Here is a 23814-nt window from a genome sequence, read left to right on the forward strand (position 1 = left end):
GGCGCCGCCGGGAGCCGCGGGGCCGTACCGGCACGGTCCCGCGGCGCTCCGGGGCAGGTCACAATGAACGGGTGACCGAGCAGATACCCGTGTTCCGCACCACCGATCACGGCACCGCCAAGCTGATGCCCGATGTCGACCGGGAGCGGGCCTGGCTGCTCACGGTCGACGGGGCGCCGCAGTCGTACGTCGATCTGGACGATCCGGCGTACCTGGAGTTCGAGTACGCGCGCCGGCTGGGGTTCGCGCTGGACGCCGTGGCCGCCGAGGGCGCGCCGCTGGACGTGGTGCACCTCGGCGGCGGCGCCCTCACGCTGCCCCGGTACGTGGCGGCGACCCGGCCCGGCTCGCGGCAGGACGTCGTCGAGGCGGACCGGGGGCTGCTGGAACTGGTCGCCGAGCACCTGCCGCTGCCGCGGGACTCGGGTGTCGTGCTGCACGCCGAGGACGCCCGGTCCTGGCTGGAGGAGGCTCCGGACGACCGTGCCGACGTACTGGTCGCCGACGTGTTCGGCGGGTCCCGGATCCCCGCCCACCTGTCCACGCTGGCTTACGCGCGTGCGGCCGAGCGGGTGCTGCGTCCCGGCGGGGTCTATCTGGCCAACCTCGCCGACGCGGCGCCGTTCGGCTTCCTGCGGGCCCAACTCGCCAACCTGGCCGCCGTGTTCGAGGAACTCGCGCTGATCGCCGAGCCGGCGGTGCTGCGTGGACGGCGGTTCGGCAACGCGGTGGTCGTGGCCTCGCACCGGCCGCTGGACGTCGCCGCGCTGGCCCGGCGCAGCGCGGCCGACGTCTTTCCGGCACGAGTCGAACACGGCGCCTCGGTGCGGGAGTTCATCGGCTCGGCCCGGCCGGTCGAGGACGCCGACGCCGTACCGTCACCCGAGCCCCCCGCCGGCGCCTTCGGCATCGGCTGACGCGGCGGGGGAGGCGACGTCACTCCACGACCGGGTCGCCGTGCAGCCGTACCGTGGCGAGGATCCTGTCGACCGTGGCGTCGGGGATCTCGTCCTTGACGCCCTTGGCGCCGTAGAGGGTCCACGCCACGAAGCTGCCCGTGGAGTTCTTGAAGGCGAACGTCGTGGCCTTCCCGTCGGTGTCGCACTTGTCCTTCTTCGGCACGCCGACGACGTACGACGTCGCCACACTGCCCTTGACGCCCGACGCCGTCGTGTAGTTCCTGGGCTTGCCTATCCGCAGGTACTTCTTGGCGGCGTCCGACTGGTCGGTGTAGCCGCCGAACACGAACGCGGCCGAGTCGCCGCGGGCGATCCCGGCGGTGTCCTTCGCGCCGTTCTCGCCCTTCGTGCCGCTCGCCACCAGCGCGTGCGACTCCTTGGTGCCGCCCTTCTCGGACGTGCAGTAGTCCGGCTTCAGGTACGTGGGACTGGAGAAGCCGATGTACGGGGAGCCGTCGCCCTTCTGCTCGTCCTCGAAGAAGGAGAAGATGCCGGGCCGCTCCACCTCCCAGTCCGCGGGCACGTCGAACGCGGTGCCGTACTTGGGATTGACCACGAGCTTCCAGCCCGCGACGGTCGGCTTCTCGGTCCCGCTCGCCCGCGGGTTGCCGGCCGCGGAGGAGGCCGGCGAGGCGGCGGGACTGCCCTTCGGCGACGGGCTCGTGCTGTGCCCGTCCTTGCCGTTGTCCGCCTCGTCGTCCTTCGAGCCGCCGCCGAGCACCAGATAGCCGGTCACGGCGGCGGTGATCACCACGGCCGTGGCCGCGACGATCGCGACCAGCTTCGTACGGCCGCCACCGCCGTGCGGCGGCTGCGGCGAGGACGCCGTGGGCGGCTGTCCCCACTGCGCCTGCTGCCCGTGCTGCGGGTACTGCTGGTATCCGGGCTGCTGGTACGGGTTCGGCTGCTGGTAACCCGGCTGCTGGTACGGGTTGTGCTGCGGGTTCTGCGCGCCCCCTGGCGGCTGCTGATCTGGCCACATGGCCAGTAACCCTAGTGGGGCGCGGGACACGTTCCGGTCACCGGTGTTCGTCAGGATCGTGGCGAAACCGTGGTGACCGCGGACACCGGCTCTGGTCAGCTTCGGCTACTCGTGAGTAACATGACGGACATGAGCGCAGACCAGATGTCGATCGGCGACATGCTCGCCGCCACCGTGCCCATGGCCCGGACGCTGAACCTGGAGTTCCGGGAGACCACCGCCGACCGGGCCGTGGTGTCCCTGCCGGATCAGGGCGCGTACCACAACCACGTGGGCGGCCCGCACGCCGGCGCGATGTTCACCCTCGGGGAGTCGGCCAGCGGCGCCATCGTCCTGGCCGCCTTCGGGGACCAGCTCTCGCGCGCCGTACCGCTCGCCGTACGCGCCGAGATCGCCTACCGGAAGCTGGCGATGGGCGCCGTCACCGCGACCGCGACGCTGGGCCGCCCGGCCGCCGACGTCGTCGCCGAGCTGGACGCCGGTCAGCGCCCGGAGTTCCCGGTGACGATCGAGATCCGGCGCGCGGACGGCGCCGTGACCGGAGAGATGACGGTCGTCTGGACGCTGCGGCCCAACGGCTGACGCGGTGGTCCGCGATCGCGGCCCGTTCCCCGGCGCACCGACGGCGGCGCCGGGGAGGGGAGAGGGTGACCGGGCGCGGCGAAGCCCGGCAGCCGACTGTGGGACAGCGGACGGAAGTTGGAAATTTCGTGCGCCATATGGCTTTTACGGTGGCCGAGTTGGCCGCACCTATCAGACCGCCCTGGGGATACCGGCGGTAACTGTCGTGCGGTAAAACGATTTTGGCGTCGGAGATATCCGCACTTCTTGTTTCCTGTGACCCGCGTGTGCGAAGGTGAGCCTCCCCGCGGGAGGGCAGCGGCAGACGCCGATGTCAGGGCCGGCTCTCAGGTACATACCCATCAGGTACGTACCTACCAGGTACTGCTTTCCGACAGGACGCGCCTGTGTCTGCGTTCCTGCGGCTGGAAAGGAAATGGTCCCGTGCCGTCCCCTCACCCCCCACGCCCGCCGTTCCGGCCCCCACCCGCGCCGGCCGGTGAGTCCGACCGTGCCCTCGTCGCCCGGCTGACCGGCCCCGGCGACGCCTGCCATCACGCCCTCGCCCTGCTGCTGGCCCGGCACTGGCGGCCCACCCGAGACTATGCCGTGGTCTGCCTGGCCTCGGCCGGTTCCGCCGCCCAGCTGGTCGCCACCGCGGCCTTCCATCAGGTGCTCGGCCGCATGGCGGGTGGCGTCCTCGGCGGCGCCCTCCGGCCGCAACTGCTCGTCGCCGTCCGGGACACCGTCCGCTCCTGGGCCGCCGACGAGGCGGCGCGCATCGCCCTGCCGGAATTGCGCAAACCCACCGGCGGCCGGGGCCTTCGCGCGACGAACCCCGGGACACCGGAAAGCCGGCAGCTCGCCGCGCGCGCATTCCAGGCTCTTCCCGGCGCCTCGCAATGCCTTCTCTGGCACACCGAGGTCGAAGCCGAACCCATAAACATACCGGCAGGTCTGCTGGGGGTCGACCCGGCCACCGCCGTCGCCGCCCTGGAACAGGCACGCGAGCAATTCCGTGCCGGCTGCGTCCGCGCCCACCGGGAACTCGCACCCTCCAGTGAATGCCGTTTCCACAACCGCCTCCTCGACGCCCCGATCCGCCGTGGCGGCGCCCTGCTGGCCGACGTACGCCGGCATCTGACGGTCTGTGAGCACTGCCGGTATGCCGCCGGACAACTCGGCCACTTCGACGGCGGCCTGCACCTCCTGCTCGCCGAGACCGTGCTCGGCTGGGGTGCCCGCCGCTACCTCGACTCCCGCCCGGGCCGCGGCGCCCCCGGTGAATGGCCGCCCCCGTCGGCGGCGCGGCCCGCGCCCCCGGCGACCACCGGCCGGCACCGCACCGGGCCGGAGAACCGCCGCCGCACGGCCGTGGCCGTCGGAGTCGGACTGACTTCCCTCGCGCTGCTCGCCACCGTCCTCGCGGCCAGGAGCTGGTCCGATGACAACGGTGTCTCCGCACCCGCCACCTGGAGCGCCCCCGCCGGCGACGCCGCGCGCCCGGGCGGCACCGGCACCCGCTCCGCATCCTCGCCCTCCGCCGCCTCGGCCGCCTCCGCCGGTGAGCCGGCGGAGACCGCCCACGGCGCCCTGCGCGGCCTCGGCTCCCGGCTCTGCCTGGACGTGCGCGGCAACCGGGTCACCGCGGGCGCGGGCGTCCGGCTCGCGCTGTGCTCCCCGGCCGCCTCGCAGCAGTGGTCGTACCGGGACGACGGACGACTGCGCAGCGCCGCGGACCCGTCCCTCTGCCTGGCCGCCGGCCCCGGCCCGCGGCGCGTCGGACTGGCCGGCTGCCTCGCTCCCACCGGCGAGGTGTCCTACGACGTCACGGTCCGCGGCGAGATCCTGCTCCGCCGGTACAAGGGCCTGGTGCTCACACCGGGTTCCGGCCGTTCCACCACGCGGGTCGAAGTGGCCGGACGGGACGGTTCGCCGCGGCAGCGGTGGGTGCTGGAGCCGGTGACCGCCGAGGTGCCGCAGGCCTCCGGTACGGCGGAGAGCGAGCGCGCACCCGAGACGTCCGGGGTGCCTGGAGAGCGGGACCGGCCGAGGCTGTCCGGCGGGACCGGCACGGCGGGACCGGGGGCGTCGCCGCCGGACGCCGCCGGGCCGGACTCCGTCCAGCGGGGCGACGGCGCCGTCCCACCCGGGAAGCCGGAACGCGACCGAACGGGAGCCGGGCAGGAGACCGGACCGCGGATCGCCCAGGCGCACGCCGAGGAGGACCGGCGCCGGGGCGGGACCGGCGGTGCGGACCGCGCGGGCCCTGCGGCGGATGCCGCGACGACGGACGTGGCGGACGTGGTGGTGGCCGCGGGGGATGCCGTCAGGCCGGCCGGGGGCACGCTCACCCAGCCGCTGAACGCCCGGACGACCTCACTGGCCACCGGCACCGCAGAGGCGGGTTCAGCGGTCGTACGGGCACTGGCCGGCTGATCGGCACCGGGCCCGCCCGCCGGGCGGCCCGGGCGCTCCGCCGACTGCGGCCACGCCTTCCGGAGTCCCCGGCTCACCGACGCGCGACCCGCGCTCTGTCACCGGGACCACTGCGACAGACTCGGTGAACAGCGGGCGGGACGCGCCTCCGGCGAGGGCGGCGCGAGGTAGCGGGGTCGCGGACCGGTTCCTGGGAGGGCCGCCGGCCCACCGGCCGTCCGTCGGCGCACCGGCGTCGGCCGACCGGCCGCGCCGGGCCGACGCCCGCCGGCCGGCGGCCCGCCCGGAGCGGCCACCGCGACAGTCGCCGCTCGCAGCCGCCGCCCCTCACAGCACGCCCGCGCGGATCAGCGCGGACAGCGTCAGGGCGCCCGGCAACAGCGGTACCCAGTCGGTCAGCAGCCGGTGACCGACGACCGCCGCCGTGGCCGACGCGGGCGGGGCGCCGAAGGTGACCAGCGTCCACACCTGGGTCGCGTCGACCGCCGGCCCGCCCGGCGCGTGCACCGCCCCGACGGCCGTGCCCGCCGCCGGGCAGGCCAGTACCACCTGCTGCCAGGGCAGTCCCAGCCCGAGCGAGGCCCGACACAGGCCAGGGTGCCCGCCTGCACCAGGGGCATCCCGACCGCCCCGCCCCACAGGGCGAGCACCCAGGACGGCCGCGCGTGCACCACCCGTACGTCGGTCGGGGCGGAGCGCAGCAGCTCGGTCATCGGTGGCCGCACCGGCCGTACGACCGTCAGCAGCACCGCGGCCGGCGCGACCGTCCCGCCCGCCGCGAGAGCGAGCGGCAGCAGGAGTCGTTCCTCCGGGGCCAGGTCACCCAGGCGCCGCCGGACCGGTGAGACGGCCAGGAAGACCAGCGGCATGAGTGTCTTCGCGGTGGACCTCACCAGCGAGTGCGGGCCGATCGACGCGGTCGCCCGCTCCAGCGGCACGCCCCGCCCGCGCAGGAAGCGCAGGGTGACGGCGTGGGCGCCGAGCCCGCAGGGAAGGGCGTGGTCGGCGGCGCCCGCGGCGAACCGGGAGGCCGGCAACAGCCCCGACGGCAGCCGTTCGGGCAGTGCCCCCTGCCGTACGCAGGACGCGGCCACCCAGCTCAGACAGGTGAGGCCGGCCCCGGCCGGCAGCCACCGCGGCTCGGCCGCGGCAGCCGCCGGCCCCTCGTACAGCACGGACCGGTGGGCCGCGGCCCAGCCGGCGGCGAGGAGCAGGGGAGCCAGGGACAGGCCGAGCCGCAGCGGCCGGGGCAGGGTCCGCGACGCCGGGCCGGCCGGGGCCCCGGGGCACGGGGGTTCCGGCTCGCGGGGCGGCGGGCGGACAGGGGGTGGGAGGAGCCGGTGAGGACACGGGGACGTCGTCCTTCCGCGGCGGGCCCCGCGGCGGGGACCTGGAAGAGGCGGGCCGGGCGGACCGCGAGGAGTGTTCCCCCGCGGTCGGACATCGCGGTGTCCGGAAACGTGCGGGGCGAGGACGGGACGGTGCGGCCGGGCGGCGCGAGCAGGCAGCCGTTCATCGCCGACCAGGTAGCCTTCCCTTGGGGCGCGCCGCACATGCGGTGACCCGGAGGGCAAGGGCAGCGACAGGGGAGGTACCGGCGGTGCACGTCCAGGAATGGCTCGACTCGGTGCCGGCGACCGCCGTCTACGCCGTGGTGGCCCTGGTGATCGGCCTGGAGAGCCTGGGCATCCCGCTGCCCGGCGAGATCATCCTCGTCTCGGCGGCCCTCATGTCCTCCCAGCAGTCGGGTGTCAACCCGGTCGTCCTCGGAGTGTGCGCGACCGCGGGCGCCGTGATCGGCGACTCCATCGGCTACGCGATCGGCCGCAAGGGCGGACGCCCGCTGCTGGCCTGGCTCGGCGCCAGGTTCCCGCGGCACTTCGGCGCGGGCCATGTGGCCACCGCCGAGCGGTCCTTCCAGAAGTGGGGCATGTGGGCGGTCTTCTTCGGCCGCTTCGTCGCCCTTCTGCGTATCTTCGCCGGTCCCCTCGCGGGCGTCCTGCACATGCCGTACTGGAAGTTCCTGATCGCCAACGTCCTCGGCGGCATCTGCTGGGCCGGCGGCACCACGGCCGTCATCTACTACGTCGGTCTCGTCGCCGAGGACTGGCTGAAGCGGTTCTCCTACCTGGGCCTGGTGGCGGCCCTGCTGATCGGCCTGGTGTCGGTGCTGGTCCTGAAGCGCAAGGCGAAGACGGCGCAGCCGCCGGCCGAGCGGGAACCGGAACCCGTGAACGCCGGGGACTGAGCGCCCCCGCCCCCGCGCCCGGTCCTAGCGGTGCACATCCTTGTGGGCCTTGCCCAGCTCCGCGTACAAGGTGCCGTTGAGAGTGACCCCTTCCCGTTCCTCCGCGGTCAGCTCCCGCTTCACCTTCGCCGGCACCCCCGCGACCAGTGACCCGGCCGGCACCACCATCCCCTGCGGCACCAGAGCCTGCGCGGCGACCAGCGACCCGGCCCCGATCACCGCCCCGTTGAGCACGGTCGCCCCCATGCCGATCAGGCAGTCGTCCTCCACGGTCGCCCCGTGCACCACCGCGTTGTGCCCGATCGACACCCGCTCCCCGACGGTCACCGGGAACCCGGGATCGGCGTGCAGCGTGACGTTGTCCTGCACATTGGCCCGCGCGCCCACGGTGATCTTCTCCACGTCGCCCCGCAGGACCGCCCCGTACCAGACGCTCGCTCCCGCGTGCAGCGTGACATCCCCGATGACGGAGGCCGTGGGCGCCACGAACGCCTCCGGATCCACCTGGGGCTCCTTGCCCCCGATACCCACGACCAGCGCCTTGTGCGTCATCACCCGTCTCCTCGTGTCGGCAGTACACCGCACGGTACGACACCGGGTGGGGTGAAGATCACAGCAGCCCGCGCCCTCCGCCGGGCGACCGGTGAGTAACGTGAGCCCGTGTCGAAGCGCAAGAACACGTTCTCATCCTGGCGACGCCGGCTGGCGCAGCGCGCCGTGCACGCGGGCTGGTCGTGGGTGCGCGGCGCGGGTTCGGTGACGGCCGAGCACCCCGGCCGCTACCGGTTCGGCGCGATCGGCGAAGCCACCCGGCTGGCCTTCCCGCTCGGCACGGTCTTCGGCGAGCCCTGGATCCGGCTCGGCTCCCACTGCATCATCGCCGAGCAGGTCACCCTCACGGCCGGCCTGATGCCGGACCTGGACCTCGGCCCCGACCCCATCCTGCGCATCGGCGACGGCGTGGTCCTCGGCCGCGGCAGCCATGTCATCGCGGACACGACGGTCACGATCGGCAGCGACTGCTACTTCGGCCCGTACGTCTACGTCACCTCCACCAACCACTCCTACGACGACCCGCACCAGCCCATCGGCCGGCAGTGGCCGCGGATGGAGCCCGTCGAGATCGGCCCGGGCTGCTGGATCGGCACCGGCGCGGTGATCCTGCCCGGCGCGCGGATCGGCCGGAACGTCGTCGTGGCGGCCGGCGCGGTGGTCCGGGGCGCGGTGCCCGACCACGCGGTGGTGGCGGGGGCGCCCGCCCGGGTCGTACGGCGCTGGACGGCCGGCGACGGCTGGCAGCCGCCACTGCGGACCCCGGCCCCGGTGCCCATCCCCGACGGGACGACGCCGGAGCAGCTGCGGGCGCTGGGCGAGCTGGACGAGGACGTCGTCGCCCGGCTCGCCGCACTCGAACCGGAGGCCTGAGGCGACCGGCCGGCCACCGGCACGGCCGGCCTCGCAGTACAGTTCGGTGAACGCTCGGGTGCATCGCACCGTAGTGCGGTGCACAGCACCGCGCCAGGCGTCACCTCGGACTTCCCGGATATTGGACCCCACGTGTCGGACCTCGAACTCCTGACCCAGTCCCTGGCGCGCAACGTCAAGCACTGGCGTGCCGTGCGCGGCTTCACGCTGGACGTGCTCGCCGCCCGGGCCGGGGTCAGCCGCGGCATGCTCATCCAGATCGAGCAGGCCCGCACCAACCCCAGCATCGGCACGGTCGTCAAGATCGGCGACGCGCTCGGCGTCAGTGTCACCACGCTCCTCGACTACGAACAGGGCCCGACGGTCCGGATCGTCCCCGCCGAACGGGCGGTACGGCTGTGGCACACGGAAGCCGGCAGCTACAACCGGCTGCTCGCCGGCACGGAGGCGCCGGGACCGCTGGAGATGTGGGACTGGCGGCTGATGCCGGGCGAGAGCAGCCCCTCCGAGCCGCATCCCGGTGGCACCGTCGAGCTGGTGCACGTGACCGCGGGCGAGCTGACGCTGGTCGTGGACGGGACGGAGTACCGCGTTCCGGCGGGCGCCAGCGCCTCCTTCGAGGCCAGCGTCCCGCACCGGTACACCAACCGGGGCGACCTGCCGATGGAGATGGTGATGGCGGTGTCCGTGCCGCCCGTGCCCTGAGACGCGGGTACGGCGCGCGGGCGGGTCTTGCTAGCGTGCGGCCATGCGCCCACCCATCGGAGACTTCGACACCGCCACCCCTGCCCCGGACTGCCTGGACGAGCTGACCGCGCCCGTCGCCGATGCCGTACGCGACTGGCAGGGCGCTGTCCCGGCCGACCGGATTCTCTACGTGGACACCGACCCGCAGTGGGCCGACACGGCCGTCTTCGTGGAGCACTACGGCCGCGACCTGCTGGAGCGGTCGGCGAACTGTGTCGTCGTCGCGGGCAAGCGGGGCGGCATGACCACCCTGGCCGCCTGCGTGGTGCTCTCCACCACCCGGGTCGACGTCAACGGCGCCGTACGCCGTCAACTGGGCGCCCGGAAGGCCTCGTTCGCTCCCATGGAGACCGCGACCGGCGAGACCGGCATGGAGTACGGCGGCATCACCCCGCTCGGACTGCCCACCGGCTGGCCGGTGCTGGTGGACGCGGCCGTCGTCGACCTGCCCTACGTGCTGATCGGCAGTGGCCGCAGGCGCGGCAAACTGCTGGTGCCGGGCAAGGCCCTCGCCGAACTGCCGGGCGCGGTCGTACGGGAGGGCCTGGGCGTCGCCTGACCGCCGAGCGGCGGCCGTCACGCGCTCAGTACGCGCCCGCCGTACCGAGGTACTGCTCGGCGAAGGCCGCCGCCGCTGCCGGTGAGGTGAACAGCCGGCGCAGGCGGGCCCGGGCGGTGCCGGCCCGGTAGGGGTCGCCGTGGGACATGCCGTGGTAGATCTCGGAGAGCCACTGGGAGAACTCCTGGTAGTCCCACACCCGGCGCAGACAGGCTTCCGCGTAGCCGTCCAGGGCCGTGCCGTCGCCTGCGGTCAGGTGGGCGACGAGGCCGTCGCCGAGCAGGAACGCGTCGTGGAGGGCCAGGTTCATGCCCTTCGCGGCGATCGGCGCGACGAGGTGCGCGGCATCACCGGCCAGGAAGAGCCGGCCGGACACCATGGGCTCCACCACGTAGTTGTGCATGTCCAGCACGCGCTTCTCCAGCAGCCGGCCCCGTGTCAGCGGCGGGCGGTCCGCGGCGTGCAGGCGCCGCTGGAGTTCGTCCCAGACCCGCTCGTCCGGCCAGTCGTCCGGGTCGTCGCCCGGCGGGCACTGGAGGTAGTACCGGGTCAGGTGCGGGCTCCGGGCCATGTGTCCGGCGAATCCGTCGGGGTGCATGCCGAACAGCACACAGTCGGAGGACGGCGGTGCCTCGGCGAGCAGCGCCAGCCAGCCGATGCCGTAGTCGTGCCGGGAGATCCGCGCCCGCTCGGGCAGCGCCGCCCGGCTCACCCCGCGGGCCCCGTCGCAGCCCGCCACGAAGTCGCAGCGCACCAGCAGCCGTTCGCCGCTGTCCGGGTCGGTGTACGAGACCGAGGGCCGGTCGGAGTCCAGGTCGTGCAGGCGGACGTCGCGCACGCCGAAACGGACGGCGCCGCCGCGCACGTCGGCGTACTCGCGCACGAGATCCGTCACCAGCGACGGCTGCGGGTAGATCCAGTGGTGACGTCCCGTCAGGTCACCGTAGGCGAAGCGGTGACCGCGGCCGTCGAAGCGGAACTCGCACTCGGTGTGCCGCTGGGCGTGCGCCGTCAGGTTGCTCCCCAGGCCGCGCTGTTCCAGGCCCCGTACCGCCCATTCCTCGATGACCCCGGCGCGGGGCCGCTGTTCGATGAACGCGCGGCTGCCGGCCTCCAGGACCAGGCAGTCGACGCCGGCGGCTCGCAGGATGTTCCCGACGGTCAGCCCGGCCGGGCCGGCGCCCACGATGACGACCGGACAGTAGGGCGCGGCGGGGGAGCCGGAGTGGGGGGAAGGAGACGTCATCCGAGCATTATGACGGTGTCCCGTCAGACGAGCCGACGGGACACCGCGGGGTGGGACGGGGGAGGGATCAGTGCGCGGGCGCGTCCGTGACCACGACCTCCTCGATGCTGCGCTCGATCGCCTGGGGGCTGGACGCGGTGGCCCTGGCCCAGTAGTAGATGCCCAGCGAGAAGGCGGCCACGACCAGGATGTCCCACCACAGCGGGATGACGCCCCGGCCGCCGAAGCCGCCCAGCCAGGAGATCACGCCCAGGCCGAGCAGGTAACCGGGCAGCCATTGCGCGGCCCGGAAGTCCAGCCGGGGCGCGTCGGGCAGCCGCTTGCTGGTGGCGTACCAGGCGTAGGAGCCCAGCAGCAGGTAGCCGAGCAGGATCGCGAAGCCCAGCCGCCACAGGGTGTCCCAGCCGGCCCAGTAGATGATGAGGTTGGCGACCACGAACGACAGCGGCGAGATGAACCTGCCGCCGGGCAGCCGGTAGGGGCGCTCGTGGTGCGGCAGCCGGTCGGCGAAGACGCCGTAGGCCAGCGGCGCGCCCGCGTACATCAGCACGCTCGCCGAGGTGATGAAGCCGACCAGCTCCTGCCAGCTCGGGAACGGCAGGAAGCAGATCACACCGGTGACGAACGACATCAGCAGACCGAACCACGGCACGCCGCGCTTGTCGGTCCTGGCGAAGGCCTTCGGCGCGTAGCCGTTCTTGGCCAGGCCGTAGGAGACGCGCGAGGTGGCGGTGGTGTAGATCAGGCCGGTGCCACCGGGGGAGATGATCGCGTCGATGTAGAGCACCCAGCCCAGCCAGCCCAGGCCCACCAGGGTCGCCAGGCCCGCCCAGGGACCGCTGATGCCGGGGAAGTCCAGCTTGGCCCAGCCGTGCGCGAAGGACGCGTGCGGCAGTGCGGCGATGAACACGACCTGGAGCAGGATGTAGATCACGGCGCCGATCGCGACGGAGCCGAGGGTCGCACGCGGCAGGTCGCGCTTGGGGTTGCGGCTCTCACCCGCCAGCTGGATCGCCTGCTCGAAACCGAGCAGCGCGAAGATGATGCCGCTGGAGCTGATGGCGCCGAGCATGCCCTTGGCGCCGAACGGCGCGAAGCCCTCCGAGGTGAAATTGCTGGCGTGGAAGTTGCCCATGGCGATGATGAAGATCGCCCCGAGCGGGACGGCGATCTTCCACCAGGTGGCGGCGCTGTTGGTGTGCGCCAGGGCCCGGACGCCGAAGAAGTTGACCCCGACGAAGACCGCCATCAGCAGGACGGCCGTGAGGAGACCGACGGGCGTCAGCGTCCCGTCGGTGTGCTGGAGGCCCTGCGCCCACTCCCAGTGACCGGCGTAGCCGATCATGGCCTCGACCTCGATGGGGGCCACGGTGGCCGCCTGGAGCCAGGAGAACCAGCCGAAGGACATGCCGGCCAGGCCGCCGAAGGCGTAGTGCGGGTAGCGGGCCGTGCCGCCCGCCACCGGGAACATGCCGCCGAGTTCGGCGTGCACGAGCGCCAGCAGCACGATCGCGACCGCGCCGATCACCCACGAGATGATCGCCGCGGGGCCGGCCACGACGACCGCCTTCTCGGCGCCGTACAGCCAGCCGGAGCCGATGATGGAGCCGACGGAGGCCCACATCAGACCGATCAGTCCGACATCGCGGCGCAGGCCGCCGGACTCCGTCGTGGCCTGTGGCACGGCATGGTCGACTTTCGCCATGTCAGGTGGCCTCTCAGTTCATGAACACGAAACAAACGAGCAAGGACGCCACAGGCTAGAAAGACTTTCTGCTTCGGCAGAAGACTGTTTCCCAAAACTTGACCCAGGATCTTGTCGGTCTTGGGAACAGCGTTCACACAGGTCAGAGATCCACTCCGAATGTCAATATTCAGCGGCTAATTGTGAGAAGAAAGTGAGACAGGGGGTGGGCCGGGCTAGTTCAGGCGTGGAATCTCGATCGCCGGGCACCGGTCCATGACCATCTCCACACCCGCCGCCCTGGTCCGGTCGTACGCGCCGGCGTCGACGACCCCCAGCTGGAACCACACCGCCTTCGCGCCCCGCGCCACGGCCTCGTCGGCCACCGCGCCGGCCAGGGCGCTGTTGAGGAAGACATCGACCACGTCCACGTCGAAGGGGATGTCCGCGAGGGAGGCGTACCCCCGCTCGCCGTGCACCGTCTCCGCCTTGGGGTGCACCGGCACGATCCGCTTGCCGAACCGCTGGAGCACCCGCGCCACCCCGTACGCGGCCCGGCTCCGGTTCGCGGACAGGCCGACCACCGCCCAGGTGTCGCCCAGCTCGGTCAGAATCCTGCGGATCGTCGCCTCGTCGCCGTACATCGGCCGCCTCCTCGGGCTGCGGGAACAGAACGTGGGGGCAACAGCGCCCCCACCGGTGCGGATTCCCGCCGCGGCGCGCCACGATGACCGGAATCGGCGCAAGCTGCCCGCATACGGCCGTCCGTCCGCCTACGCTCGCCCCGTGCTGCGCATCCTCGACGTCCGAACCGGTGAGCCCGTCGCCGCCGCGCCCGCCCGCCGCGGCCTGACCCGCGTCGAGGCCCACGCCTCGGGTCTCGACCCGACCGCGCTGCGGGTGCTGCTCACCGCCGACCTGCTCGTCCGGGCCCTGGAGCTGGGCGGCACCCCGGTCTGGACGATCCTCACCGCACCCCGGGAACAGCCCGAGCTGCGCACGGCCGCCACCCACCTCGCCATCCGCCCCTTCGAGGACGGCCGGGACCTCGCGTCCGGGCTGGGTGAGGCCCAGGTGGTCCACGTCGCCGGGCCCCACGCCGCGACCGTCCGCGCCGAGGGACCGGTGGCGGCCGTCGCGCCGGTGGCCTGGACCGGCCCCGAGCCGCCGCTGCCCGCCCTCCTCGCCGACCCCGCCGCCCTGCGGCTCGCCCTGCTCTCCGTCCCCCGGCGGGAAACCGCTCGGCTGGACGCCAGCACCCTCGACCGGGCCGCCGGGCAGCTCGCCCACTGGCGGCGGGCCGTGGCGGGCTGGGCCCGGCGGCCCTCCCGGCCGGTGCCCGAGGAGATCCGGACGCGGCTGCGGGCCGCCTGGGACGACGACCTCGACCTGCCCCGCTCGCTCGCGGTGCTCCGGGACGTGGAGCACGCCCCGGACCTGCCCGACGGCGCACGCTTCGAGACCTACGCCCACGCCGACCGGCTGCTCGCCCTGGATCTCCTGCGCGACCTCGGGAACCCCACGTGATCGAACGCGCGGGCGCGGGCCCGCTGCGCCGGCTGGTGGTGCTGCGGCACGCCAAGTCCGCGTGGCCCGAAGGCGTCGAGGACCCTCGCCGGCCGCTCGCGCCCCGGGGGCTGCGGGACGCCCCGGCCGCCGGCCGCGCCCTCGCCGACTCCGGCTCCCTGCCCGACCTCGCCCTGTGCTCCACCGCCGTCCGCGCCCGCCGGACCTGGGAGCTGGCCTCCGCCGAGTGGGGCACCCCGCCGCCGGTGCGCCTGGACGGGCGGCTGTACGCGGCCGGCGTGCCGGAGCTGCTGGAGGTCGTGCACGAGGTGCCGCCGGAGGTGGAGACGCTGCTGCTGGTCGGGCACAACCCGGGCCTGGCCGATCTGGTGCGGGCGCTCGCCGCGGACGGCCTCGACGACACCCTGGCCCGGGTGGGGGAGAAGTTCCCGACGGCCGCGATCGCCGTCCTCGCCTGGCGCGGCACCGGCTGGCCGGCACTGGCCCCGGGCACGGCCCTGCTGACCTCGTTCACGGTGCCGCGCGGAGCGAAGGGGGAGCGGCCGCGCTGACGCGGGGGGCGGACCGGTGACGTGCTGCGCATAGGGTGACGGGATGCAGGACGAGTACCGCACCGTCGCCCGCGCGGGTGTGCACGAGACCGAGATCAACCGCTCCCGCTTCCTGTGCGCCCTCGCCCCGGCCGCCACCGAGAAGGAGGCGCAGGACTTCGTCGCGGCCGTCCGCAGGGACCACGCCGACGCCAGCCACAACTGCTGGGCGTACGTGATCGGTGCCGACGCCTCCGTGCAGCGGGCCAGCGACGACGGTGAACCGGGCGGCACCGCCGGCGTCCCCATGCTCCAGATGCTGCTGCGCCGTGACATGCGGTACGTCGTCGCCGTCGTCACCCGCTACTACGGCGGGGTCAAGCTCGGCGCCGGCGGGCTCATCCGCGCGTACGGCGGAGCCGTCGGCGAAGCCCTGGACGCGCTCGGCACCCGCACCCGGCGCCGCTTCCGGCTGGCCACGGTGACCGTCGACCACCAGCGCGCGGGCAAGGTCCAGAACGACCTGCGGGCCACCGGACGCGAGGTGCGGGACGTCCGCTACGGCGAGGCCGTCACCCTGGAGATCGGCCTGCCGGACGCCGACGTGGCCGCCTTCCGCGCGTGGCTCGCCGATGTGACGGCGGGCACGGCCGGCTTCGAACTGGGCGGCGAAGCCTACGGAGATGCCTGACCATTGCGGCGAATCGGGCATAACGCCCTTGGTGGAGGCGGGCCGTGACGGGTGGGTACGGGAGTGACCGCCCGTGATGTCAGACCCGGCCGATAGTCTCGGGGCCCATGAGATTCCTGCACACGTCCGACTGGCATCTCGGCCGGGCCTTCCACCGGGCGAACCTGCTCGGGGCCCAGGCCGGGTTCATCGGCCACCTCGTCACCACCGTGCGTGAGCACGCGGTGGACGCGGTGGTCGTGTCGGGCGACGTGTACGACCGGGCGGTGCCCCCGCTCGCCGCCGTGGAACTGTTCGACACCGCCCTGCACCGTCTCGCGGACCTCGGCGTGCCCACGGTGATGATCTCCGGCAACCACGACTCGGCCCGCCGCCTCGGCGTCGGCGCCGGGCTCATCGACCGCGCCGGCATCCACCTGCGCACCGATCCGGCCGCCGCCGGCACCCCGGTCGTGCTTCAGGACGCCCACGGCGACGTCGCGTTCTACGGCCTGCCCTACCTCGAACCCGCCCTCGTCAAGGACGAGTTCGCCGTCGCCAAGGCCGGGCACGAGGCCGTGCTCGGCGCCGCCATGGACCGGGTCCGCGCCGACCTCGCCACCCGCGCGGCCGGCACGCGCTCCGTCGTCCTCGCCCACGCCTTCGTCACCGGCGGCCAGGCCAGCGACAGCGAGCGGGACATCACCGTCGGCGGGGTCGCCGCCGTACCGGCCGGCGTGTTCGACGGCGTCGACTACGTGGCCCTCGGGCACCTGCACGGCTGCCAGACCATCACCGAACGCGTGCGCTACTCCGGCTCCCCGCTCGCCTACTCCTTCTCCGAGGCCGGCCACCGCAAGAGCATGTGGCTGGTCGACCTGGACGCGGACGGCTCGGTCACCGCCGCACGCGTCGACTGCCCGGTGCCGCGCCCGCTCGCCCGCATCCGGGGCACCCTGGACGCGCTCCTCACCGACCCGGAACTGACCCGCCACGAGGAAGCCTGGATCGAGGCCACCCTCACCGACCCGGCCCGCCCGGCCGACCCCATGGCCCGCCTCACCGCACGCTTCCCGCACACCCTCAGCCTCGTCTTCGACCCCGAGCGGGCCCCCGACGACCCCCACCTGTCGTACGCCCGGCGGCTCGCCGGCCGCAGCGACCACCAGATCGCCCAGGACTTCGTCGCCCATGTCCGCGGCACCGGACCCGACGCGCACGAGACGGCCGTGCTGCGCGACGCGTTCGACGCCGTCCGCGCCGACGACGCCGTACGAGAGGTGGCACGATGAGGCTGCACCGGCTCGACATCACCGCTTTCGGACCCTTCGGCGGCGCCCGGACCGTCGACTTCGACGCCCTCTCCGCCGCCGGCCTCTTCCTGCTGCACGGTCCCACCGGCGCCGGCAAGACCTCCGTCCTGGACGCCGTCTGCTACGCCCTCTACGGCTCCGTCCCCGGCGCCCGGCAGAGCGGCCAGGGCGCGCACCTGCGCAGTGACCACGCCCCGCCCGGCACCCGCACCGAGGTCCGCCTCGACCTGACCGTCGCCGGACGCCGCCTGGAGATCACCCGGCAGCCCCCCTGGGAGCGGCCCAAGCTGCGCGGCAAGGGCACCACCGTCGACAAGGCCCAGACCTGGCTGCGCGAGTACGACAGCACGGCCGGCGCCTGGCAGGACCGCAGCCGCTCCCACCAGGAGACGGGGGAGGAGATCACCCAGCTGCTCGGGATGAGCCGCGACCAGTTCTGCCAGGTCGTCCTGCTGCCCCAGGGCGACTTCGCCCGCTTCCTGCGCGCCGACGCCGAAGCCCGCAGCAAACTGCTCGGCCGCCTCTTCGACACCCGGCGCTTCGCCGACGTCGAGAAACGCCTCGCCGACCGCCGCAAGGCCACCGAGGCGCGCGTGCGCGACGGCGACGCGGCGCTCCTCGCCGACGCCCACCGCATGCAGCAGGCGGCCGGCGACGCCATGGACCTGCCCGGCCTGGCCCCCGGCGACCCCGGCCTGGCCGAGGCCGTTCTCGGGGCCGCCGCCGTCGCCCGCAGCACCGCCCGCGAACGCCTCACCGTCGCCCGCTGCCGGCTGGCCGCCGCCGAGTCCGCCCACGCCGCGGCCCGCCGCGCCCTGGACGACATACGTGAACGCGCCCGCCTCCAGAACAGGTTCGCCGAGGCCCGGCAGCGCGCCGAACGCCTCCAGGAGAGCGCCGCCGCCCGCCGGGAGACGCGCGAGCGCATGGAACGGGCCCGCAAGGCCGAGGCCGTCGCGCCCGCGCTGGAGCTGCGCGACGCCGCCGAGGCGGACCACCGCCGGGCCGCCACGGCCGAGGCCCACGCGCGCGGGCGGCTCTCCGGCCCCCACGCCGGCGCCGACGCCGGCGGACTGACCGCCGCCGCCCGCCGGACCGCCGAGGAACTCGGCGGCCTCGACGCGGCCCGGCGCGCCGAACGGCGGCTCGCCGAACTCACCGACGAACGCACCGGACTCGAACGGCAGGAGAGCGCCGACGAGGACATCCTGCGCGAGGCCGACGCCTGGCTCGCCGACTGGGACGGCACCCGCGCGGCACTCCAGGCCCGCGTCGACTCCGCCCAGGAGGCCGCCACCCGCGCCGAACAGCTCGCCGTCCAGCGCGCCCCGATGCAGCGGCGGCTCGACGCGGCCCGCACCCGTGACCGCCTCGCCACCGACCTCGCGCAGGCCCGGCAGCGCGCGGAGGCCTCGGCACAGCGAGCCCTCGACGCCCGCGCCCACTGGCTCGACCTCAAGGAACAGCGGCTGAACGGCATCGCCGCCGAACTCGCCGCCCACCTCACCGACGGCGAGCCCTGTGCGGTCTGCGGAGCCACCGCACACCCCGCCCCCGCCCGCAAGACCGCCGGACACGTCGACCGGGACACCGAGGACCGCGCCCTCGCCGCATACCGGCGGGCCGAGGAGCAGCACACCGCGGACGAGCGGCGACTCGGCGAGGTCCGCGAGGCACTGGCCGCCGCCACCGCCGAGGCCGGCGAGACGCCCACCGACCGGCTCGCCGCCGAGGCCGGCGAACTGGAGGAGGAGTACGTTCGCGCCCGGCGTGCGGCCTCCGCCCTGCACGCCGCCCAGGAGGAACTGCGGCGCGCCGGACACGAACGCGAGCAGCGTCTCGCCGACCGCCACCAGGCCGCCGTTCGGGCCGCCTCCCGGCTCACCCGGCGCGACACCCTGGAACGCGAACAGGCTGCGCTGGAAGCCGAGTTGACGCAGGCGCGCGGCACCTCGGACAGCGTGGCGGCGCGCGCCGCGCAGCTGGAGCGGCTCGCGGCACTGCTCACCGAGGCCGCCGACGCCGTGCGCGCCGCCGAGGACACCGCCCAGCGGCTGAAGGACGCCGACGCGCGCCTCGCCGACGCCGCCTACCGGGCCGGTTTCGACACCCCGCAGGCCGCGGCGGCGGCCCTGCTGGACGCCGCCGCCTACCGGGACCTGCAACACCGCCTCGACGCCTGGCAGCAGGAGGAGGCCGCCGTCCGCGCGGTCCTCGACGAGCCCGGCGCCGCGGCGGCCGCGAAGGAGCCGCCCGCCGACCCGGCCACCGCCGAACGGACGGCGGCCGGCGCCGAACGCCGGCTGCGCGAGGCCGCCTCCGCCCGCGACGCCGCCGCCCGCTGCTGCACCGAGCTGGACCGCCTCTCGGCGCACGCCACCGAGGCCGTACGCCGCCTCGCCCCGCTGCGCGAGGAGTACGGCCGGGTGGCCCGGCTCGCCGCGCTCGCCGCCGGCAACTCCGCCGACAACGAACGCCGGATGCGCCTGGAGTCGTACGTCCTGGCGGCCCGGCTGGAGCAGGTCGCCGCCGCCGCGACCGTCCGCCTCCAGCGCATGTCGTCCGGCCGCTACACCCTCGTCCACTCCGACGACCGCGCCGGCCGCGGACGCAGCGGGCTCGGGCTGCACGTCGTCGACGCCTGGACCGGGCGGGCCCGGGACACCGCGACCCTGTCCGGCGGCGAGACCTTCTTCGCCTCCCTCGCGCTCGCCCTCGGCCTCGCCGACGTCGTCACCGACGAGGCGGGCGGCGTCCGCCTGGACACCCTCTTCATCGACGAGGGCTTCGGCAGCCTGGACGACCAGACCCTGGACGAGGTCCTGGACGTCCTCGACTCACTGCGCGAACGCGACCGCAGCGTCGGCATCGTCAGCCACGTAGCCGACCTGCGCCGCCGCATCCACGCCCAACTGGAGGTCGTGAAGGGCAGATCGGGCTCCACGCTGCGCCAGCACGGAGTGGGCTAGCGGCCCAGCGGGCGTCGGGGTAGCGGGGAGGAGTACACGACGCTGGTGGTGACCGAGCCCAGGGAGCCGATTCTGCCCGAGACCTCCTCCAGGTGGGACATGGAGCGCGCGGCGACCTTGATGACGAAGCAGTCGTCGCCCGTCACGTGGTGCGCCTCCAGGATCTCGGGCGTCGCGGCCACCAGGTCGTGGAACGGGCGGTAGTTGCCGTTCGGGTAGCGCAGCCGTACGAACGCCAGGATCGGCAGGCCCAGCCGTTCCGGGTCGACCACCGCCGCGTACCCCTGTATGACGCCCGCCTCCTCCAGCCGCCGTACCCGTTCGGTGACGGCGCTCGGTGACATCGACACGGCGCGCGCCAGCTCGGCGTAGGTGGCCCGTCCGTCGCGTTGGAGGACCTCGAGAATGCGCCAGTCGGTGGCGTCCGGGGAATACACGGTCATCAGGGATGGATAGCAGGGAAATCCCCGGTGGGGCAAGGGGAGGCCCGTGGATCGTCCCTTCAGGCCGTGGCGCACGGACCGTAGATTTCCCGTCGTGATCAACGCAGCTTCCGAGAATCCCGTCCTGCGCTTCCCGCCCGCCGCTCCCGCCGAGGCCGCCGCCCACTTCCGGGCGAGCCTCGCCCGGCACGCCGACGTCGCCGACGTGGCGGAGGCGCTCGCGGCCGGCGGTGACCCCGGCTTCGTCGTGGTCGACTCCCGCTCCACCGAGTCCTGGGACCAGGGCCACATCCCGGGCGCCGTCCACCTGCCGACCGCGCTCATCCCCGAGCGGGCCGGACAGCTCCTCGACAGGTCCGTGCCCGTGGTGACGTACTGCTGGGGCCCCGGCTGCGACGGCGCCACCCGCGCCGCCCTCGCCCTCGCCGAACTCGGCTACCGGGTCAAGGAGATGCTCGGCGGCTTCGAGTACTGGGCGCGTGAGGGTCTCGCCTACGAGACCCGGCAGGGGCCGGCCCGCCGGGACGCCGACCCGCTGACGGCGCCCGTGGCGGGCGGGTGCGGCTGCTGACGCCCGCCCGCGCGGGTCAACGCCACCCGTCGAAGACGATGTCCAGATGCCGGGGGCCGCGCAGCACGGCGTTCTGCCGGTACGGTGGCGGGTCCTCGGCCAGCCGGGGATTCTCCATCCGCCGGGCCAGCTCGGTCAGGGCGATCTGGGTCTCCAGCCGGGCCAGCGGGGCACCGAAACAGCTGTGGATGCCGCTGCCGAATCCGAGGTGCTGGATGTCCTCGCGGTCCGGGTCGAAGCGCCCGGGATCCTTGAAACGCTCGGGGTCACGGTTGCCCGCGGCCAGGACCAGCCACAGCCGTGACCCCTTGGGGATGGTCACCCCGCGCACCTCGATGTCGGCGATGCAGGTCCGCTGCGGCACGATCTGCACCGGCGGTTCGTACCGCAGCAGCTCCTCCACGATCCGCACCGACAGGCCCGGCTCCACCCGCAGCCGGGCCAGGATGTCCGGATGGCGCAACAGCGTCAGCATGCCGTTCGTGATCAGGTTGACCGTCGTCTCGTGACCGGCGATCAGCAGCAGCACCGCGGTGCTGAGCACCTCCATCATCGTCATGGAACCGTCCGCGCCCTGGCTGTGCACCAGGTCGGACAGCAGGTCGTCCCGCGGTTCCTTGGTGCGTTCCTCGACCAGACCGGCCAGATACATGCCGAGCTGCATCCGCGCCTCCTGGGCCGCCTTCACGGACTCGGCGTCCGCCGTCGTGCGCGTCGCGGGATCGAGGCCGGCGACCACCGGATCGACCCAGGCGCGGAACCGCGGCTCGTCGTCCCGGGGCACGCCGAGCAGCCGGCAGATCACCGTCACCGGGAAGGGGTAGGCGAACTGGTCGACCAGGTCGATCTGCCGGGTGTCCGCGAGACCGTCGATCAGCCCGGTGACGATGGCCGCCATCTCGCCCCGCATGTTCTCGACCCGGCGCGGCCGGTGCGGCGGCCCGAAGGCGCTGTTGGCGATGCGCCGGAGCCGGTCGTGCTCGGGCGGGTCGAGCCGCAGGAAGGACGGCGGCAGTCCCGTGTTCTCCCCCTGCGAGACCTCGTCGTCCCCCGTCGCGGCGAGGTTGGCGGCATCGGAGCTGACCCGCGGATCGTGGAGCAGGCCCTCGATGTCGTAGTACGAGCTGACGACGTAGGGGCCGCCCTCCTCCTCGTGCAGGACGGGCGTCCTGCGCAACTCCTCGTACAGCGGGTACGGGTCGGCGCGGTTGGCGAAGTCGGTGATCTGGCGCACCAGCGAGGCTTGCGTCATGACAGGTCCTTGGAGCGTCGGGGCCGGCGGCGGTCAGTGCCGGGAGGGGTGGAAGACCAGCTGCTGGTCGGCCGGTGAGTAACCGCTGAGGGTCACCGTGGGGCCGTGGGTCGGAAGGGACGGGTCGGGGAAGTCGGCCGCCACCGGCCGCAGGCCCTCGGGCCGCCGGTCCATCGTCGGGAACTCCACCGGGAACGGCGCGCCCCGCTCGATCTGCCGCTGGTAGAACTCCAGCCACCGGGTGTTGTCGAAGCTCACGGCGGCGATCATGCGGCCCTGGTAGCCGTAGACCCCGACGAACCGGCGCTCGGCCAGCGAACCCTGCGTGATCATGAGCTGGTCACCCATGGGCGGCACCCCGACCGACTTGATGTTCACCCGGAACATCGAGGACCAGAAGGCCGGCATCCACAGGTGCGGGCGCCGCTCGGCGCCGTGGCAGATCATGTTGTGCGCGGCCGTCTCCGCCTGGGCGACGGCGTTGCCCCAGTGCTCCAGCGACAGGAACTGGTAGCCGAAGAGGGCGTGCGGGGACCGTGCCACGTCACCGGCCACGAAGACGTCGTCGGTGACGATGCCCCGGAAGTCGAAGGCACGGCACCCCGCGTCGCAGGCGATGCCCCGCGGCCCGGCGCCCAGCCCCGACCCGGCCAGCCACTCCGTGTTCCGCAGCGAACCCAGCGAGACGACGACCACGTCCGCCTCGACGACGGTCTCGTCCGACAGGTGGACGGCCCGCACCCTGCCGACGGGGTCACCCTCCAGGGCGGTCACCGTGACATGGGTGCGCAGATCCACGCCGTTCTCGGTCTGGAGGCCGGCGGCGACCGCGCCGATCACCCCGCCGAGCGCGCCCACCAGCGGCGCGCCCGCACGCTCCGCCACGGTGACGGGAATGCCCATCTCCCGGCACGCCGAGGCGACCTCCGAACCGGCGAACCCGGCGCCGATGACGAACACCCGGCGCGGCCCGGCCTTCAGCCGCCGGTAGAGGTCGGCGGCGTCCTGCCGCGTGCGCAGCAGACGGACGCCGTCCAGCCGGGCCTCCTCCTCCTTCGGCCACGGCCGGGCGCGGACGCCGGTCGCGATGAGCAGCCGGTCGTACTCCACCCCGTCACCGTCGGCCAGCAGGACCCGCTTGGCCGTCAGATCCAGCCCGGCCGCCGCGACGCCCAGGCGCCACTTGGCGTCGATCTCCCGGCGGTGCGGCAACTCGGTGTGATGCGGGGACGCCCTGCCCAGCAGCACCGACTTGGACAGCGGCGGCCGGTCGTACGGCTCGTACGGCTCGTCGCCGATCAGGGTCAGCTCGCCGGCGAAGCCCTCGGCGCGCAGCGTCTCGGCTGCCCGCAGGCCCGCCAGCGAGGCACCCACGATCACGATCCGGCCCTCGCGCCTGAGCCATTCCACGTGGTCAGCGGGCATCGGACGCCTCCCCGGCGGAACCGGTCACCGGCTCACCCGCGGCGCCGTCCAGCCCGTCCGCCGTGATCGCCTGCACCGGGCACGCGGCGACGGCACGCGCCAGCCGCTCCCGCTGCTCCTCGTCCGCGCGCGGGTTGTAGATCAGCGACTCCTCGCCGTGCATGGCGAAGACGTCGGGTGCGAGGAACGCGCACTGGGCGTACCCCTGACACTTGTTGAGATCGACGACGAGCCTCATCGACGCTCCGCCCTTCCCGATGGCCA

The 23814-nt window shown here is 74.0% G+C and carries 23 protein-coding genes; 13 read left to right on the top strand and 10 right to left on the bottom strand.

The annotated features are described in order from the left end of the window. Positions 1-71: 71 nt before the first annotated feature. The gene (locus AB0F03_RS25220; RefSeq protein WP_361995797.1) at positions 72-917 is read left to right on the top strand and encodes a fused MFS/spermidine synthase; all 846 of its coding nucleotides are present in this window, start codon (positions 72-74) and stop codon (positions 915-917) included. A 19-nt stretch (positions 918-936) separates the two neighbouring features. On the opposite strand, the gene AB0F03_RS25225 is transcribed toward AB0F03_RS25220, so the two are convergent. Continuing rightward, positions 937-1941, bottom strand: a complete 1005-nt coding sequence (locus AB0F03_RS25225; RefSeq protein WP_361995799.1) for a hypothetical protein — start codon at positions 1939-1941, stop codon at positions 937-939. A 129-nt stretch (positions 1942-2070) separates the two neighbouring features. On the opposite strand from AB0F03_RS25225, the gene AB0F03_RS25230 reads away from it, so the two are divergent. Both AB0F03_RS25230 and AB0F03_RS25235 read left to right on the top strand, forming a co-directional pair. Continuing rightward, complete coding sequence (locus AB0F03_RS25230) at positions 2071-2523, top strand: DUF4442 domain-containing protein (RefSeq protein WP_361995800.1); 453 nt, start codon at positions 2071-2073, stop codon at positions 2521-2523. Positions 2524-2946: 423 nt separating this feature from the next. Continuing rightward, on the top strand, positions 2947-4941 hold the full coding sequence (locus AB0F03_RS25235; RefSeq protein WP_361995802.1) for an RICIN domain-containing protein: 1995 nt from the start codon (positions 2947-2949) through the stop codon (positions 4939-4941). Between the two features lie 395 nt (positions 4942-5336). Here the strand turns inward: AB0F03_RS25235 and AB0F03_RS25240 are convergent, their stop codons facing one another. Then, the gene (locus tag AB0F03_RS25240) at positions 5337-6116 is read right to left on the bottom strand and encodes a hypothetical protein (RefSeq protein WP_361995804.1); all 780 of its coding nucleotides are present in this window, start codon (positions 6114-6116) and stop codon (positions 5337-5339) included. A 425-nt stretch (positions 6117-6541) separates the two neighbouring features. On the opposite strand from AB0F03_RS25240, the gene AB0F03_RS25245 reads away from it, so the two are divergent. After that, the gene (locus AB0F03_RS25245) at positions 6542-7189 is read left to right on the top strand and encodes a DedA family protein (RefSeq protein WP_361995806.1); all 648 of its coding nucleotides are present in this window, start codon (positions 6542-6544) and stop codon (positions 7187-7189) included. 24 nt (positions 7190-7213) lie between these two features. Here the strand turns inward: AB0F03_RS25245 and AB0F03_RS25250 are convergent, their stop codons facing one another. Next, entirely contained in the window at positions 7214-7741 is a 528-nt protein-coding gene (locus tag AB0F03_RS25250) for a gamma carbonic anhydrase family protein (protein WP_361995808.1), read from the bottom strand. A 108-nt stretch (positions 7742-7849) separates the two neighbouring features. On the opposite strand from AB0F03_RS25250, the gene AB0F03_RS25255 reads away from it, so the two are divergent. The 3 genes from AB0F03_RS25255 (at position 7850) to AB0F03_RS25265 (ending at position 9920) form a co-directional block, all read left to right on the top strand. After that, on the top strand, positions 7850-8614 hold the full coding sequence (locus tag AB0F03_RS25255) for an acyltransferase (protein ID WP_361995809.1): 765 nt from the start codon (positions 7850-7852) through the stop codon (positions 8612-8614). A gap of 132 nt (positions 8615-8746) precedes the next feature. Continuing rightward, positions 8747-9319 carry an XRE family transcriptional regulator gene (locus tag AB0F03_RS25260; protein WP_361995995.1) on the top strand — a complete coding sequence of 191 codons (573 nt, stop codon included), beginning with the start codon at positions 8747-8749 and terminating at the stop codon, positions 9317-9319. 43 nt (positions 9320-9362) lie between these two features. Beyond that, complete coding sequence (locus tag AB0F03_RS25265; protein ID WP_356824126.1) at positions 9363-9920, top strand: YbaK/EbsC family protein; 558 nt, start codon at positions 9363-9365, stop codon at positions 9918-9920. A gap of 25 nt (positions 9921-9945) precedes the next feature. On the opposite strand, the gene AB0F03_RS25270 is transcribed toward AB0F03_RS25265, so the two are convergent. The 3 genes from AB0F03_RS25270 to AB0F03_RS25280 all read right to left on the bottom strand — a co-directional run bounded on the left by AB0F03_RS25270 (position 9946) and on the right by AB0F03_RS25280 (position 13494). Beyond that, on the bottom strand, positions 9946-11166 hold the full coding sequence (locus AB0F03_RS25270) for a 4-hydroxybenzoate 3-monooxygenase (RefSeq protein WP_361995811.1): 1221 nt from the start codon (positions 11164-11166) through the stop codon (positions 9946-9948). A 67-nt stretch (positions 11167-11233) separates the two neighbouring features. Further along, positions 11234-12871: an APC family permease gene (locus AB0F03_RS25275; RefSeq protein ID WP_361995813.1), complete on the bottom strand. Its 1638-nt coding sequence runs from the start codon at positions 12869-12871 to the stop codon at positions 11234-11236. A 215-nt stretch (positions 12872-13086) separates the two neighbouring features. Beyond that, positions 13087-13494 (bottom strand): CoA-binding protein, encoded by a 408-nt coding sequence (locus AB0F03_RS25280; protein ID WP_361995815.1) that lies wholly within the window; start codon positions 13492-13494, stop codon positions 13087-13089. A gap of 142 nt (positions 13495-13636) precedes the next feature. Here AB0F03_RS25280 and AB0F03_RS25285 point away from each other — a divergent pair, with 142 nt between their 5' ends. The 5 genes from AB0F03_RS25285 (at position 13637) to AB0F03_RS25305 (ending at position 19859) form a co-directional block, all read left to right on the top strand. Then, positions 13637-14377, top strand: a complete 741-nt coding sequence (locus tag AB0F03_RS25285) for a hypothetical protein (protein WP_361995817.1) — start codon at positions 13637-13639, stop codon at positions 14375-14377. After that, complete coding sequence (locus AB0F03_RS25290) at positions 14374-14928, top strand: histidine phosphatase family protein (RefSeq protein WP_361995818.1); 555 nt, start codon at positions 14374-14376, stop codon at positions 14926-14928. The genes AB0F03_RS25285 and AB0F03_RS25290 overlap by 4 nt, the downstream gene beginning before the upstream one ends. A 43-nt stretch (positions 14929-14971) precedes the next feature. Continuing rightward, entirely contained in the window at positions 14972-15598 is a 627-nt protein-coding gene (locus tag AB0F03_RS25295; protein ID WP_361995820.1) for a YigZ family protein, read from the top strand. A gap of 107 nt (positions 15599-15705) precedes the next feature. Then, on the top strand, positions 15706-16869 hold the full coding sequence (locus tag AB0F03_RS25300) for an exonuclease SbcCD subunit D (protein ID WP_361995822.1): 1164 nt from the start codon (positions 15706-15708) through the stop codon (positions 16867-16869). Next, on the top strand, positions 16866-19859 hold the full coding sequence (locus tag AB0F03_RS25305; RefSeq protein WP_361995824.1) for an SMC family ATPase: 2994 nt from the start codon (positions 16866-16868) through the stop codon (positions 19857-19859). The genes AB0F03_RS25300 and AB0F03_RS25305 overlap by 4 nt, the downstream gene beginning before the upstream one ends. Here AB0F03_RS25305 and AB0F03_RS25310 read toward each other — a convergent pair. Beyond that, positions 19856-20302, bottom strand: a complete 447-nt coding sequence (locus AB0F03_RS25310; RefSeq protein ID WP_361995825.1) for an Lrp/AsnC family transcriptional regulator — start codon at positions 20300-20302, stop codon at positions 19856-19858. The genes AB0F03_RS25305 and AB0F03_RS25310 overlap by 4 nt on opposite strands. 94 nt (positions 20303-20396) lie before the next feature. Between AB0F03_RS25310 and AB0F03_RS25315 the strand changes: the two genes are divergently transcribed. Beyond that, on the top strand, positions 20397-20873 hold the full coding sequence (locus tag AB0F03_RS25315) for a rhodanese-like domain-containing protein (protein WP_361995827.1): 477 nt from the start codon (positions 20397-20399) through the stop codon (positions 20871-20873). Positions 20874-20889: 16 nt separating this feature from the next. Here the strand turns inward: AB0F03_RS25315 and AB0F03_RS25320 are convergent, their stop codons facing one another. Genes AB0F03_RS25320 through AB0F03_RS25330 form a run of 3 tightly spaced genes read right to left on the bottom strand, consistent with a single transcriptional unit; the run spans position 20890 to position 23788 of the window. Continuing rightward, positions 20890-22125, bottom strand: coding sequence for a cytochrome P450 (locus AB0F03_RS25320; RefSeq protein ID WP_361995829.1), 1236 nt, complete (start codon positions 22123-22125; stop codon positions 20890-20892). 33 nt (positions 22126-22158) lie between these two features. Further along, complete coding sequence (locus AB0F03_RS25325; RefSeq protein ID WP_361995831.1) at positions 22159-23550, bottom strand: FAD/NAD(P)-binding oxidoreductase; 1392 nt, start codon at positions 23548-23550, stop codon at positions 22159-22161. Next, positions 23540-23788, bottom strand: a complete 249-nt coding sequence (locus tag AB0F03_RS25330; protein ID WP_361995833.1) for a ferredoxin — start codon at positions 23786-23788, stop codon at positions 23540-23542. The genes AB0F03_RS25325 and AB0F03_RS25330 overlap by 11 nt, the downstream gene beginning before the upstream one ends. Positions 23789-23814 lie beyond the last annotated feature (26 nt).

Source organism: Streptomyces sp. NPDC028722 (assembly GCF_040637655.1).
GTDB lineage: Bacteria > Actinomycetota > Actinomycetes > Streptomycetales > Streptomycetaceae > Streptomyces.